At 55.8% G+C, this 13,868-nt stretch carries 18 protein-coding genes and 2 pseudogenes; 12 read left to right on the plus strand and 8 right to left on the minus strand.

The genetic code is table 11. The annotated features are described in order from the left end of the window. Positions 1-47: 47 nt before the first annotated feature. The 6 genes from AB4Y96_RS13045 to AB4Y96_RS13070 are packed head-to-tail and all read left to right on the plus strand — an operon-like array spanning position 48 to position 6,664. A complete protein-coding gene (locus AB4Y96_RS13045; RefSeq protein WP_091882203.1) occupies positions 48-1,016 on the plus strand; it encodes an ABC transporter permease in 969 nt (322 codons plus the stop codon). Positions 1,017-1,039: 23 nt separating this feature from the next. Then, a complete protein-coding gene (locus tag AB4Y96_RS13050; protein ID WP_441917865.1) occupies positions 1,040-1,999 on the plus strand; it encodes an ABC transporter permease in 960 nt (319 codons plus the stop codon). Positions 2,000-2,006: 7 nt separating this feature from the next. After that, on the plus strand, positions 2,007-3,200 hold the full coding sequence (locus AB4Y96_RS13055; RefSeq protein ID WP_441917867.1) for an amidohydrolase family protein: 1,194 nt from the start codon (positions 2,007-2,009) through the stop codon (positions 3,198-3,200). Further along, positions 3,197-4,693, plus strand: coding sequence for an amidohydrolase family protein (locus AB4Y96_RS13060; protein WP_441917869.1), 1,497 nt, complete (start codon positions 3,197-3,199; stop codon positions 4,691-4,693). The genes AB4Y96_RS13055 and AB4Y96_RS13060 overlap by 4 nt, the downstream gene beginning before the upstream one ends. Beyond that, entirely contained in the window at positions 4,686-5,672 is a 987-nt protein-coding gene (locus AB4Y96_RS13065) for an ABC transporter ATP-binding protein (protein ID WP_441917871.1), read from the plus strand. Before AB4Y96_RS13060 ends, AB4Y96_RS13065 begins: the two co-directional genes overlap by 8 nt. Then, on the plus strand, positions 5,669-6,664 hold the full coding sequence (locus AB4Y96_RS13070) for an ABC transporter ATP-binding protein (protein WP_091882191.1): 996 nt from the start codon (positions 5,669-5,671) through the stop codon (positions 6,662-6,664). Before AB4Y96_RS13065 ends, AB4Y96_RS13070 begins: the two co-directional genes overlap by 4 nt. Before the next feature lie 11 nt (positions 6,665-6,675). Here AB4Y96_RS13070 and AB4Y96_RS13075 read toward each other — a convergent pair whose 3' ends face one another. Beyond that, positions 6,676-7,353, minus strand: coding sequence for a GntR family transcriptional regulator (locus AB4Y96_RS13075; RefSeq protein ID WP_441917873.1), 678 nt, complete (start codon positions 7,351-7,353; stop codon positions 6,676-6,678). A gap of 125 nt (positions 7,354-7,478) precedes the next feature. On the opposite strand from AB4Y96_RS13075, the gene AB4Y96_RS13080 reads away from it, so the two are divergent. Together AB4Y96_RS13080 and AB4Y96_RS13085 are read left to right on the plus strand one after the other, a co-directional pair. After that, positions 7,479-8,108 (plus strand): flavin reductase family protein, encoded by a 630-nt coding sequence (locus tag AB4Y96_RS13080; protein WP_441917874.1) that lies wholly within the window; start codon positions 7,479-7,481, stop codon positions 8,106-8,108. Between the two features lie 22 nt (positions 8,109-8,130). Next, on the plus strand, positions 8,131-8,874 hold the full coding sequence (locus AB4Y96_RS13085) for an aspartate/glutamate racemase family protein (protein ID WP_441917875.1): 744 nt from the start codon (positions 8,131-8,133) through the stop codon (positions 8,872-8,874). 102 nt (positions 8,875-8,976) lie between these two features. Here the strand turns inward: AB4Y96_RS13085 and AB4Y96_RS13090 are convergent. Next, a pseudogene (locus tag AB4Y96_RS13090) lies at positions 8,977-9,198 on the minus strand (ISKra4 family transposase); the annotation flags it as partial. A 91-nt stretch (positions 9,199-9,289) separates the two neighbouring features. Here AB4Y96_RS13090 and AB4Y96_RS13095 point away from each other — a divergent pair. Beyond that, positions 9,290-9,757: a hypothetical protein gene (locus AB4Y96_RS13095; RefSeq protein WP_441917876.1), complete on the plus strand. Its 468-nt coding sequence runs from the start codon at positions 9,290-9,292 to the stop codon at positions 9,755-9,757. On the opposite strand, the gene AB4Y96_RS13100 is transcribed toward AB4Y96_RS13095, so the two are convergent. Then, complete coding sequence (locus AB4Y96_RS13100) at positions 9,740-10,012, minus strand: hypothetical protein (RefSeq protein ID WP_441917878.1); 273 nt, start codon at positions 10,010-10,012, stop codon at positions 9,740-9,742. The two genes, AB4Y96_RS13095 and AB4Y96_RS13100, sit on opposite strands and share 18 nt — an antisense overlap. A gap of 149 nt (positions 10,013-10,161) precedes the next feature. Beyond that, complete coding sequence (locus AB4Y96_RS13105) at positions 10,162-10,326, minus strand: hypothetical protein (RefSeq protein ID WP_441917880.1); 165 nt, start codon at positions 10,324-10,326, stop codon at positions 10,162-10,164. Positions 10,327-10,334: 8 nt separating this feature from the next. Between AB4Y96_RS13105 and AB4Y96_RS13110 the strand changes: the two are divergent. Both AB4Y96_RS13110 and AB4Y96_RS13115 read left to right on the plus strand, forming a co-directional pair. Continuing rightward, positions 10,335-10,484 (plus strand): annotated as a pseudogene (locus tag AB4Y96_RS13110) (toxin-antitoxin system TumE family protein); the annotation flags it as partial. Continuing rightward, the gene (locus AB4Y96_RS13115) at positions 10,481-10,840 is read left to right on the plus strand and encodes an HVO_A0114 family putative DNA-binding protein (protein ID WP_441917881.1); all 360 of its coding nucleotides are present in this window, start codon (positions 10,481-10,483) and stop codon (positions 10,838-10,840) included. The pseudogene AB4Y96_RS13110 and the gene AB4Y96_RS13115, both read left to right, overlap by 4 nt. Before the next feature lie 138 nt (positions 10,841-10,978). Here the strand turns inward: AB4Y96_RS13115 and AB4Y96_RS13120 are convergent, their stop codons facing one another. From AB4Y96_RS13120 to AB4Y96_RS13135, 4 genes are all read right to left on the minus strand, one after another. After that, a complete protein-coding gene (locus AB4Y96_RS13120; RefSeq protein WP_441917883.1) occupies positions 10,979-11,380 on the minus strand; it encodes a hypothetical protein in 402 nt (133 codons plus the stop codon). A gap of 1 nt (position 11,381) precedes the next feature. Further along, positions 11,382-11,588, minus strand: coding sequence for a hypothetical protein (locus AB4Y96_RS13125; RefSeq protein ID WP_441917885.1), 207 nt, complete (start codon positions 11,586-11,588; stop codon positions 11,382-11,384). Continuing rightward, positions 11,588-11,812, minus strand: coding sequence for a DUF2312 domain-containing protein (locus AB4Y96_RS13130; RefSeq protein ID WP_441917887.1), 225 nt, complete (start codon positions 11,810-11,812; stop codon positions 11,588-11,590). Before AB4Y96_RS13130 ends, AB4Y96_RS13125 begins: the two co-directional genes overlap by 1 nt. A 70-nt stretch (positions 11,813-11,882) precedes the next feature. Continuing rightward, positions 11,883-12,107, minus strand: a complete 225-nt coding sequence (locus AB4Y96_RS13135) for a hypothetical protein (protein ID WP_441917889.1) — start codon at positions 12,105-12,107, stop codon at positions 11,883-11,885. A 1,051-nt stretch (positions 12,108-13,158) separates the two neighbouring features. Here AB4Y96_RS13135 and AB4Y96_RS13140 point away from each other — a divergent pair. Continuing rightward, a complete protein-coding gene (locus AB4Y96_RS13140; RefSeq protein ID WP_441917890.1) occupies positions 13,159-13,383 on the plus strand; it encodes a hypothetical protein in 225 nt (74 codons plus the stop codon). Positions 13,384-13,868: the final 485 nt, after the last annotated feature.

Below are 13,868 nucleotides of genomic sequence, written 5' to 3' on the forward strand. Positions count from 1 at the left end.
GTTTGCCGCGACGGGTTCAAGGCAGACAGAATTAAGGGAGGCGACAGATGCTGGTTTTTATTGTGAGGCGCTTGGCAAACGCAATCCTGGTGATGCTCGCAGTCGCCATGCTCGCCTTCCTGATTTTCCGGCTTGCCGGCGACCCGGTTGAGCTTATGGCGAATGAACAGATGACGCAGGCGGATCGCGACAATCTGCGGGAACGTCTGGGTCTCAACGACGACCTGCCCACCCAGTACATCCGCTTTGTTGTCCATGCGGCTGAGGGCAATTTTGGTATCTCCTATCGCAATGGCCAGGATGTGCTGACGCTCATCGCCGACCGGTTTCCCGCAACCCTGGAACTGGTGCTGGTGGCAACGCTCATTTCACTGGTGTTCGGCATTCCTCTAGGCGTTCTGACGGCAATCAAGCGCGGCAAGTGGTATACGGAGGGCCTCCAGTTCCTCTCCATTGTCGGCGTGTCCTTGCCCAGCTTCGTCGTCGGTATTCTGCTGATCCTGGTGTTCTCGGTCAGCATGGGGTGGCTGCCGGCATTCGGACGAGGCGACGTCGTCAAACTTGGCTGGTGGTCAACGGGGTTGCTGACATCGTCGGGACGGGCTGCTCTCATTCTTCCATCGATCGCGCTATCGCTTTACCAGATCACGCTGATCATGCGGCTGGTGCGGGCAGAGATGCTGGAAGTGCTCCGGTCCGATTACATTAAATTCGCGCGGGCGAGGGGTATTCCCCGCGGGCGCATCTATTTCCGCCATGCCCTGAGAAACTGCCTCATGCCTGTTGTCACTATGACGGCGATGAATGTCGGCTCATTGATCGCCTTCGCGCTTATCACGGAAACCGTCTTTCAGTGGCCGGGCATGGGTATGCTGTTCATCCAGGCGGTGACATTCATCGATATCCCCGTGATGGCGGCATATCTGTGCATCATCTCCTTCATTTTCGTTGTTCTGAACATGCTCGTGGATATCGCCTATGCGGTCATCGATCCGCGTTTGCGCAGCACACGCTAGCCCCGGAGTTAGGGACCTGTCCGATGACAACAGATGTATCGAAGACACCGAAAGTACCAAGGCCTGCGCGAGCGCCGCTTCTTAGGCGTATACGCAACAGCGACCTCTGGTGGTCGTTCACCCACAGCAAGGTGGCAATCGCAGGTGCCGTCATTCTGGCAATCCTGATCCTCACGGCAGTGTTCGCGCCGTTGATCGCGGCGCAAAACCCCTATGACGGGGCACAGCTGGACATGTGGAAAGCGGAGCTGCCGCCCATCTGGGAGCAGGGCGGTGAATGGCCCTATTTGCTCGGAACCGACACGCAGGGCCGCGATATGCTCTCGGCTATCCTTTACGGGACACGTATTTCCATTTTTATCGGCATAGCGTCGGTCGCCCTGTCCCTGATGATCGGCATGAGTGCCGGTCTGGTGGCGGGCTATTTCGGCGGCTTTGTCGACAATCTTCTGATGCGTATCGGCGATGTCACCTTGTCGATCCCCACCATTCTCGTGGCCATCCTGGTTTCGACGGTCGTTCGGCAAATGCTTCCCGCAGAGCTCCGGGAAATGGGTGCGTCGGCCGTGCTGGTGTTTGCAATTGCACTGTCCGCATGGGTTCAGTATGCACGCACGGTCCGTGCCCAGACGATCGTGGAGTGCGGCAAGGACTATGTGCACGCAGCCAGGCTCATCAGAGTGCCGGCCCGCCGGATCATGGCCAATCACATCCTGCCAAACACGCTCACACCGGTCCTGGTGGCGGCGACACTGAACTTCGGCATGGCTATTCTGACCGAGGCGACGCTGTCTTTCCTCGGCATAGGCATGCCACCCAGCCAGCCGTCGCTCGGAACCTTGATCCGCATCGGCAACCAGTTCCTGTTTTCCGGCTCGTGGTGGATCGTGCTGTTTCCCGTGCTCCAGCTTTGCCTTCTCGTTGTTGCGGTGAACCTGCTCGGCGACTGGCTGCGCGACGCCCTAAACCCGAAATTGAGGTAGACGACACATGACCAATCTATTGCTGCGTAACGTACGGCCCATGGCTGGCGACAGCTGTGATATCCTGATCAAGGATGGGAAGATTGCTGCTTTCGGTCAATTTGCGCCGGAGCCTGGCATGCCGGTCGAGGACGGAGGCAACTCCATTGTCATTCCGGGTCTTATCGACGCTCATACACATCTCGACAAGACGACATGGGGTATGCCGTGGCACGAGAACAACCGGGCGGCAGTGCTGCGTGAGCGCATTGATTTCGAACGTGAGAACCGCAGTGCGATCGGCATTGATCCGCACCGGCAGTCCATGCGCCACGCGATCGGGCTGGCGGCGCATGGTGCAACCCATATCCGCAGCCATGTTGACATTGACCCGACCCACGGCCTATCCATCGTGGAAGGCATCTGGGAAACCCGTGAGAAACTGCGCGGTATCATCGACATCGAAATCGTAGCCTTCCCCCAATCCGGTGTCGTGGTCATGCCGGGTACCGCCGAACTGCTGGACGAGGCTCTCCGGCAAGGTTGTGAGGTGCTGGGAGGCATCGATCCCTGCGGTATAGATCGCGACCCGAAGGGCCAGCTCGACACGATATTTGCGCTTGCCGTCAAACATCAACGGCCCATAGATATCCATCTGCACGAAATTGGTGATCTCGGCGCATTCACCATGGAACTCATTTTTGAGCGTATCCGTGCAAACGGCATGCGAGGTAAGGTCGCCATAAGCCATGCGTTCGCGCTTGGAATGAACGACTATCTGCGGGTTGGAAAGCTGATCGATGAACTCGCAGCGCTTGACGTGGCGATCCTCACCACAGGCGCGCCATCTGCCACCGTTCCCTCGGTCATGCGGCTGAAGGAAGCCGGCATACGCGTCGGCTGCGGCTGCGATGGTATCCGCGATACCTGGGGGCCGTGGGGGCAGCCCGACATGCTCGACAGGGCCAAGATTATCGGCATGAAGAACGGGCTGCGCAAAGATCGCGAACTTGAGCATGTTCTGCATATCGTCTCGCAGGGGGGGGCGGATGTCATGCGCATCGAGGGCTATGGTCTGCAGATCGGGTGCACGGCCGACCTGGCTCTTCTGACGGGTGAAACCCTGGCGCATGCGGTTGTCGACATTGCCCCGCGTCCGCTGGTCATCAAAGGCGGACGTATCACGGCACGGCAAGGCCAAGCCATTGTGGACATGCCATGACCAGAGCCGGATTTGAGACACTGACGCTTGGCCGCAGACCCGAGGGGCGCACGTTGCTGACTGCCGATTGGGTGCTCGGCCATGGTGACGGAACCCATCGCCTTATCCACAAGGGAGAAGTCGTGTTCGAGAACGGCGAAATTCTGTTCGCCGGACACGACTTTCCGGGTGAGGTGGCACGCCGTATCGATTTCGGGACGTCGTTGATCAGTCCAGGGTTCATCGACCTCGATGCACTCTCCGATCTCGACACGACGATCCTCGGTATCGACAACCATCCCGGTTGGGCCAAAGGGCGGATATGGCCCCGCAGCTATGTCGATGCCGGTCCCTATGAGTTGTACACGCCCGAAGAGCTGGCCTTCCAGAAGCGGTTTGCCTTCGGTCAGCTTCTGCTGAACGGTATAACCACCGCCGCGCCCATCGCATCGCTGTTCTATCGCAAATGGGGTGAGACCGTATCCGAGTTCGACGCGGCTGCAGATGCGGCTGGAGACCTCGGCCTGCGGGTCTATCTCAGTCCTGCCYATCGGTCGGGCGGCATGGTTCTTGAAAGTCCGGGCCAGATACGACCGGTGTTCGACGAGGAACGCGGTTTGCGCGGCTTGGAAGATGCCGCGCGCTTCATCGAACGGCAGACCGGGCGTCATGACGATCTCGTGCGGGGTATGCTTGTTCCGGACCGTGTTGAGACCTGCACAACCGAATTACTGCAACGCACCGATGCCGTCGCACGCGAACTTGGTTGCAGGATCCGCCTGCACATGGCGCAAGGCATCATGGAAGTCGAGACGGTCCGCGCATTGCATGGATCGACTGCACCGGTCTGGCTCGCAAAATCAGGACTGTTGAGTGAGCGGCTGATTGCTCCGCACGCAACCAATGCAACGGATGAAGATCTGCGTCTTTATGCGGCCAATGGCGTGTCGATCGTGCATTGCCCGCTGGTGTCAGCCCGTGGCGGCAACACGCTGAATTCGTTTTCCGCATGCAGAACCCGTGGGATCAACATTGCAATGGGCACCGATACGGCGCCGGCTGACATGCTGATGAACCTGCTTGTTGGTCTAATGACCTCACGCATCAATGACGGCGCGCCCGATCGGATACGCTGTGCCGATCTTTTTGATGCTGCAACGCTTGGCGGCGCGAGAGCGCTCGGTAGGACTGACCTTGGCCACCTTTCATCGGGGGCACGCGCTGACATTGCGGTGTTCGGCCTTGATGATGTGATCATGGCGCCGTCGATCGATCCGATCACAACCCTTGTTGCAGGCGGTTCGGGCAGGGTAACGCGGGCGACCTTTGTCGACGGGCGTCCCTCCATGTTGTTTGGTGAGGTTGCGGGCATCGACATGGCGTCTGCGCGGGAACGGATACAGAAACAGTTTGACGGGTTGATTGCCAAATATCCCGAGCGAAGCTGGGCGCATCCGCCGGTCGCAGAAATATTCCCTCCAAGTTATCCAATAGAGAGCAGCGCACATGGGTGAAACAATAGATCAACCCATCCTTGAGGTTCGCAATCTCACGGTGGAATTTCCCGGCCGCCACGGGACGGTGGCCGCGCTTTCGGATGTGAGCCTCGACATCCGAGCGGGCGAGATTCTCGGTGTGGTCGGTGAATCCGGCGCTGGAAAGTCGATGACCGGCCTGGCCATCCAGGGGCTGCTTGAGCGCCCCGGCCATATCAGCGGCGGCGAAATCTGGCTGGAAAAACGACGGATCGACACGCTTGATGACTATGAAATGGAAAAAATCCGCGGCCGTAAAATTGGCGCGATCTTCCAGGATCCGCTGACCTCGCTCAATCCGCTGTTTAGCGTCGGGGCCCAGCTGGGCGAGACGATCCGCCAGCATCTCAACATGAGCAAATCGCAGGCGAAGGCTCGGGCGATCGAATTGCTTGGAGAGGTCGGCATTCCTTCCCCGGACGAACGGGTCAACCACTACCCGCACCAGTTTTCCGGTGGAATGCGGCAGAGAGTGGTCATAGCCCTGGCACTCGCGGCGGCGCCCAAGCTGGTGATCGCCGACGAACCGACCACGGCGCTGGACGTGTCCATTCAGGCGCAGATCATTTCGCTGCTGCGCAGGCTGTGCAAGGAGAAGCGCACGGCCGTCATGCTGGTTACCCATGATATGGGTGTCATTGCAGAAGCAGCCGACAGGGTGGCGGTCATGTATGCCGGCCGGCTCATCGAGGTTGGCCCGGTCAAGCAGGTTCTGCACGCGTCGTCACATCCCTACACCCGTGGTCTCATGGCCTCCATTCCGGCACTTGCTGCCCGTGTGGAGCGGCTCAACCAGATCGACGGATCCATGCCCCGGCTCGACGCGATTCCAGATGGGTGCGCCTTCAATCCGCGCTGCAAATCGGTCGGGCCGCGCTGTATTCGAGAGCAACCTGAACTCAGGCCGGCGGGCGATGGCGCAAGCGCCTGCTGGCTCAACGCGGGAGGAACCGCATGACCGGGACCGGACAAAAAAAGCCGGCTTTTACCGCCGAACGTCTTGTCAAGACATTCGATCTCTCGGCACCATGGCTGAGCCGGGTTATCGAGCGCAAACCGCGGCAGCTTCTGCAGGCCGTCAATGATATCAGCTTTACCGTACCCGCCGGTGGATGCCTGAGCATCGTCGGAGAAAGCGGCTGCGGCAAATCAACGGTTGCGCGTCTTGTAACCGGACTGCACAAGCCCAGCAGCGGTCAACTTCGCTTCGCGCTGGGGCGCAACGGGGCACCGCTTTCGGTGCAGATGATCTTTCAGGACCCCTATGCCTCCCTCAATCCCCGCTGGCGTGTGAAGAACATTGTTGCCGAGCCGTTGCGCGAGATGAAACTGCTCAAAACCTCGGTTGAAATTACCGAACGCGTTGAGGAACTGCTCGAAACCGTCGGGTTGTCGGCTTCGGATGGCGAAAAATATCCGCATGAGTTTTCGGGCGGCCAGCGCCAGCGCATTTCAATCGCACGGGCGCTCGCCAGCGAACCTGAATTCCTCGTGTGCGATGAGCCGACATCTGCGCTCGATGTGTCGGTGCAGGCGCAGGTTCTCAATCTCATGCGCAAACTGCAGGACGAACTCGGCCTTACCTATCTCTTCATCAGCCATGACATGAGTGTTGTCAGGCACATGTCGGATCGCATTGCGGTCATGTATCTCGGGCGCATCGTTGAAGAAGGGGATACGGAAGAGCTGTTTGCCAATCCACGTCATCCCTATACGCGGCTTCTGCTGCAGACGATCCCCAACGTGCAGCAGCCGAACAGGGACCGGGTCGTTGGCGGCGGTGAGGTGCCGAGCCCGCTCAAACCGCCATCCGGTTGTACTTTCCACCCGCGCTGCCCGGTTGCAATCGGGCGTTGCTCGGCCGAGGTGCCCGAGGTCCGCACCCTTTCGGGCGGCACGCGTGTGGCATGCCACCTGGTCGAAGAACAGGCTGCACATGCGGCACGGTGATGGTCAGCGGTTCAGGCGAGCGCCGAGCGCAGATCGTGCGGAAGATCACGGATTTCGCTCAGATCGAGCTCGGACTCCACATGCTCAAGGTGGTGTTCCATGAGCCCTGTTGCTTTGGAAAGATCGCCGTTTGCGATTGCGTCGACGATTTCGGCGTGCTCGTCCGGCCCGCAATTGAAGCGGTTGGTGTTGCGGTAGACCGCCGTGATGAGGGAACTTCTTGCGATCAGATCGCGCATCGTGGCGAAAAGAAAGTCCGAATTCGCGACCTCTGCAAGCAAGAGATGGAAGCCGCCTGACAGCTTGATGATATCGGTTGTGCTATCCTGCGCATTGGCGGTTCGTTCCTTGGAAACATGGGTTTGCAGCCGCGTGACATTGACCTTGGAGATTGATTTGCAAAGCCGCTCTACAATGCAGCGTTCGACCGCGCGGCGCACAAAAAAGACATCCCGGGCYTCGTCCACCGAAGGCTGGCAGACAAATGCGCCGCGGTTCGGGATGATCGTGACAAGTCCATCCCGTTCAAGTGCAGCCAGTGCCTGGCGGATGCGGGCGCGGCTGACGTCGAAGATCGCTGCCAGTTGCCCTTCCTTCAGTTGCACGCCGGGTCGAAGCTTGCGCTCGGCAATAGAAAGCCATACCCGTTCAACAATCTGCTGTGTTGAAGCCCCTGCTTGTTCAGTCATCTGCATGTCTCCCGATCATGACAGACAATCGCGATCAAACGGAAAATGTCAACTCGTTTTGTCTGCATGATTGTAGACAATAATTATATTAATTGTATACTATATAGCGAAACGGGAGAGTCGGAATGCAGTTTGATTTTACAGAGCTTGAGCCGGAGAGCCGATATCGTCTGCTGACGAATTTTGTCGGCCCGCGGCCGATCGCCTTGGTAACCACCAGATCAAGCGCCGGTCGCAGCAATGCGGCTCCCATGAGCTTCTTCAATGTGTTCTCGCATGATCCGCCGATTCTGATCCTCGGCGTACAGCCACGGCCGTCCGGGGAAGAGAAAGACACGATCGCCAATATCCGCCGCACGGGTGAGTTTGCCGTCAACATGGTCGACATGAGTATGGCGCAGCAGATGCTTATTTGCGGGTTGGGTTTCGACAGTGAGGTGGACGAGCTGGAAATGGCCGGTCTGGAGGCAGCCGCATGCAACCAGATCGATGCCACCTATGCCGCCACGGCTCCCTGCGCCCTGGAATGCCGCGTCGAGCGCCTGATCGAATTTCCGAAGCGGGTGCTTGTCCTTGGCGAAGTCGTCCACATGCATGTGCGCCGTGATTGCCTCGATGCGGAGGGGCGCTACGTCAATCCGGACGTCTATCAACCCATCGCCCGTCTCCACGCCGATAATTACATCACCTCTGATCGACAGTTCGTTCTGTCGCCTCCGCCAATTGCCGATTTTATCAATTCCCGCCGCGACTGAGTGGCGCTGAAGGAACTCGACCGTGCATATTCTTCTCATCAATCCAAATTCCACCGCGTCCATGACTTCCCAGGTTCTGGAAAGTGCGGTTCGGGTGGCCTATCCGACAACGCGCATCACCGCGGTTAACCCCGTGGATACGCCGGTGAGCATCGAGGGCTTGGCCGACGAAGCCATGGCTGTTCCGGCCATGCTTTCCGAGATACGCAAAGGGCAGGCGCAGGGCGTTGACGCCTATGTCATTGCCTGTTTCGATGATCCCGGCTTGCATGCGGCGCGGGAGATTGCGCGGGGTCCGGTGATCGGCATCTGTCAGGCGGCCATACAGGTCGCGATGACCATCAGCCGGCGCTTCACGGTGATCACGACATTGCCCCGCTCCATCCCGATCATCGAAGATCTGGTCAGCGCTTACGGCGCGAATCACCATTGCCGCAATGTGCGCGCCATCAATTTGCCGGTGCTGGGACTGGATGAAGACCCCGTCGAGGCAGAGCGTCTGCTTGTGATGGAGATCGGCAAGGCGAAGCAGGAAGACCGCGCAGAAGCGATCGTTCTTGGCTGTGCCGGTATGTCCCTGTTGTGTGACCGGCTCAGCGTTGCGACCGGTATTCCCGTCATTGACGGCGTCACGGCTGCCGTCAAGGTTGCCGAAGCGCTGGTCGGGGCGGGATATATGACATCCAAGGTAAATGGTTATGAATTCCCTCGGATTAAACCGCTTCCAGCAGCTTCCAGTGCGGAGCAGGCAAGCAATTCGGCCTAAGATCGGGTAGCTTAAAAGTACGTGTAAAAAGTTCACACAATCCGTTTGTTGGGAGCGTGGCGCGTAGCGGTCTCTTAGGGGACCGTATAAAGTTGTGGGGCATCACGCGGCCGCTCTGCGACGGCGGTTCCGATCGGTGTGGTTTGCCATACCCGGATACCAACCCTCGAGGGTCGATCTAAGCGATCCGTCCAGTGTCTTTGTCCGCGTCTGCAATAGCAGATGCGCACCCTGCTTGGTCCATTGCATCTATTGTTTTTTGGCGAAACGCTTGCTGATAACGGTGTTCACCGTCGCTTCGACAAAGGCAGAGGATATCCGCTCCAACAGAGCCTTAGTCGCGCGATCTCCTCACACTTGCCAATTAATATGGCCGGTGTAATTGATCCGCGGATCAAGGCCACAGGGTAAAAGCATGAAACTTTCATCTCGAATGATTAAAGACTATCCAAATGTATCGAAATGGATATTCGAAAATATTCCGAAGACAAAGTATAACACAAAGATATTCAAGGCGTTCATGCGGCACGCTCAGCTAAGCGAGGCAGCCGCCAACTCTGCTCTGACACTCGGCAGCCTGCCGACGATAGACTGTCGGGCTATGGTTCAAACACCCCAGAAACGAAAACCTGGCCACATGTTGAAAGGCCAGTTTGATCACAGGTACAAGAATACCGTTTTTATCGCAATGAGTGTTTGTGACAGTATCGAGAAGTCGGGCATATATGAAAACCCCGAAACAATGCGCCTTATGATTGAACGCACGGTTCTGCATGAGATGGTTCATTGGGGAGATTTCAAGGATGGCAAGTCTCTTCCGGGGGAAGCAGGTCATGAATTCGAGAAGGAGGCATATGGAGGACGGTTAGTCCCCATGGTTTGACCCTGCGAGTGGCACATTGATGCCGTCGGGATATCGCGCGCCGAACATGTCAATTCGCGCCGACCCGCTGGGGCCGTTCGTCTCGCGTGCCTCGTAACCGGGGATGCCGCTAAGAGCATGCTCGCCGCCATAGGCCGTAAACAATGCCTTGGGTGAGGGACTCAAATCGTAGGCATCATGCCACCACTCAGCGCCACGTATCGAAAGCCTGCCCACATCACGGTCGCCGACGATGATCAGGGTTGGCGCCGTCATGGTCGAGAAATCTGGATACATGAATGAGTAGTACGGGCTGCATATTCGGTCAGGTCATTGCCTCGAGATATATGGTAGTGAGCGACCCGACAAAATGGCGACGATTAGATTTATCAGAACGAAATTGGGGTGATGTTTTCAGATAGGCCTCAAGACGTTTTCTCAGCATCTTCTTGGCAGGACCATCCCAAGAGGTGATTAGGCGAAACTTCCAAGGTACTGCAGAGCGTCAAAATGGCTTCAAATGAAGGCTTATGATGGCCATATCCATAATTTTCAAGCGATGTTAGGCTGATGCTGGCAAGCTCGGCCAATTTCTTTCGTGAATGGTGTCTGTGTCCTGCGATACGACAATGAGCGAGGCAAGGGCGATCACCGGCACATTGGCGACCAAGAAGAGCTCATAGAATTCACCTCACTTGAAGCCTTGTTCGAGACATTTCAGGCCGACATGGAAAGGATGCTGCAATGACAACATTGATTGTGAAACTGGCGACGATAGCAGATGCCAAAAGCCGTTTTGTCGAAGCTGGCCGCCGCGCACTTGCCGGAGAGGTGGCTGCAATGGAGCCAACCGTCAATTTTGTGAGTTATGACGATATGCACCGCGTGCTCGCTCCTTTGCGTCTTGCCATTGTTAAGGCGCTGGCTGGACAAGGTTCGCTGTCGATCAGAGAAATAGCGCGCCGCGTCAATCGTGACGTGCAGGCAGTTCACCGGGATATAACCACCCTTGTCAATGCGGGGATTATCGACCGGACCGACAATGGCGTGAGCTTTCCCTACGAGCGCATTCATTTCGAGTTTGATGTCAGCGCGGCGGCCTGAACCTACCCAGAACTATCTGTAGCCGCCCTCGTGCAGCGCGCTGGCATCGAGCCAGCGCACTACCCGTTTGCGCTGAAGCCGGGTCTCTCCCACGTCTTCAGCTAAAGACCCCGGTACGCTCACGCGCCGGGGTCTTTGTCAATTTGAGCTAATCAATACAACGACCGGCTCATTCAACGCATCGTGATCAGTCACCTCACTGGATTGCGTGTCCGAGACCTGCAGGCCTGTCAGCCAGTCCCAAGCCGCCGCTTCGTCCGCCAGGCGCTCGCCCCAAGCTTCGACCTCTGCCGGAGCTGGAACGAACAGGACAGGCGCCAAGTCCATCGACCGAACTTTCAAAATGATGTTTTGCACGTTTGTCGCATTCACAATGCCAATTCCCGTATGTGGTGAACTCAAAAACGGCCTCAAGTCTGCGGGTGACTTGATCAGGATCGGTTCCCCCAGAATTGGGTTGTCGTGATGCAGTTGCAGGGCAAGCACATATTTGCCGCTGCCTGTCCCACCATAGATGGCGATCTTCGTCATCACCGACATCTCAATTCTTCTTCCGCTTTGTGGGTGGCGTTTCAGGAGGAAGGAATAAAGGGGGAGCTGACAGGCGGTACATTGCCATGCTCACCATGGCCAACAGATTAGCCATCGTGGTTGCCGCCGCCTGCATGGCGTAGTCATTGCCATGTTCTTTGGCGAGATCCTGCAACCCTTTCAGGTAAATCTCGCGCGGGCTTGGCGGTGTTTCCATCAGCCCAACTCCGCCAAGTAATTTGTTACAACGGCTTCTTCCTCATCATGTTTTTCGATACCCTTCCGGCGAATGGCGATCACCTTGCGCAAAGCCTTCACATCATAGCCGCTACCCTTTGCGTCCTTGTAGACGTCGGACTTCTCTTCGTTGTGGTCTTTGATCGTCGCATCCAAACGCTCGATCTTGTCGACAATCTGCTTCAATTTGCTATTCGATGACAACTCGCGTCGCTCCAAAAAGGTGGAATTTCCAAGTGGTTGCCTCGCGCGTGCACGCACGCGCATGCGAGGGCTACAGTTTCAGGTATGCTTGCAGGGCTGCTGTAACGATTGCGGACGCCGTGGTGCGGTCACGAACAGCGCGGATTTTGGTTTCAGCAATGACGGAAGGGTCAAGCTGAATTTGCAGGCGTTGCAACCCAAGATCCACATCATTTTCGGTAAGCGCTGTCTCTGTTGCCAACAGCTCATCGGTGGCCATTGATTTCGGCATTCTGTGGTTGACTTTCTTTGACATGATATTTTCCTTGGACAATGGTTCGTCTTCAATCTTCAAAATATCTTCGCAACGCTTCTTCCACGATTGCGGCAGCTGTCGTCTTTCGCTCTACCGCACGCACTTTCGTGAGCACGATAAGGTGTGTTTTACTGTCTGATGCGATGCGCTAAGTGCGTCAATTGCATTGCGGACGAGATTATGGATAACCTGCTCAAGTTCTATTTTATTGATGCTCGCAGTGGGTGATGGTTCAGCAAGATYAAGCATCAATGAAACCCCTTGGCGCTTGATTTCCGGATTGAGTATTTCAACAATGTCCAAGATTGAACTGTTGAGTTCGGTGGCTTCCGGGGAGGCRCTTTTGTAGACAATATAGTCTCGGATTCTTCCAAGTATCAGACTTGCCCTCTTCGCTTCGCGAATATTAGCGGTCATTGTTCGCTGCAGAAAATCAGTCTGGGGAATATCGTCACCTTCCTCGAGAGTCTTGAGGTTGGCCTAACTCTGATTGAGCGCCTCTGGTTGCCAATTTTCTGAAATGAGCGATCCATCTGGATCATCGAGCTATAACGATCATCGACAATTTTGCAGCGTCGATATTAACGCAATATTCCAAATCGCGGGTTTGGCGTCACCGGGGCTATTGGGAGCGTAAGGGGAGGAGGATGTGTTGGGGAGTGACTTGATAAGAGAATGGACGCAAAGTGAAATTGTTCTTTGCCGTCGCCATTATCCGGATTACAGGGCAATGGCGGAAGTGTTGCCGCATCGGTCAGCGTCGGCGATACGCAATCAATTCCAGCGATTGGGACTTTCTTCCGGCAGGCAGAAACATCGGTGGACCGAAACAGAACTAGATCTTCTCCGTAAGCTTTATCCTGCTTCGTCTTGGCAAGAATTGGCGAAAGCGTTTCCATTTGTCGCCCCAGATTCCTTACGGATGGTAGCGCACAAATGCGGCGTTCGAAGGAATATGTAGTCGTCTAAAATGGTGAGATATTTATCCCGGAGTAACGAAAGGAACGGTCGCAGACACATCGATGCTGTGAACTATCTTTGATGGAGAGATATGAGATCTGTTGCAGCGCCACGACTGGCCATCGGCCATCCAGATCGACGCATTGAGCTGGAATACGCCATGTATGAAAGGTTTTTGGCTGTTATCCCTTCAATCGGTCTCATTGAACTTTACAATGATGCAATATCGGCCGGTTGGGAAAATGCCGAGATAAGGCAGGCAATGCACGGTTTACTAACATCGGTTCTCGACTACCAATTCGGCTCTAATGGGTAAATGTTTGAAAGCTCAGGAGGCCCAAATTTGAAATGAGCGTTACACTTAGTTCTCGTTCTATCGTTCCGATACGAGTTGGATCATGAATGTATCATCGCTGATCCACTCCGGCATCCCAATCTAGACATGCGCCGTTCGAATCCAGTTGATTTCTCCTGACTGGGTGGTTTTTACAAACTTGCCGCGATAGCATTTTAGACTGTTAATCCACTTTTTTGTCCATTTATGATTCGCCCATGTTTCATGAATTATTTTACTATCAAATCTGCCTGTACAAACTTCTATCAGGTTTTGCGAATAGGACGTAGAAATTCCGGATCACGTGTTATTTCAGCAACACGTACCTCGACAATACAAAGGTATTTCCAAGATTATTTATGTTCAAAATATCTATAATAGAATAAATTCGGGTGTAGTTTCCAAATAATTGATTTAATTGAATTATCTTCAGAAGCATACGGCAAGATAACAGACAAGGATTTGGT

The organism is Phyllobacterium sp. TAF24 (assembly GCF_052113785.1).
Lineage (GTDB): Bacteria > Pseudomonadota > Alphaproteobacteria > Rhizobiales > Rhizobiaceae > Phyllobacterium.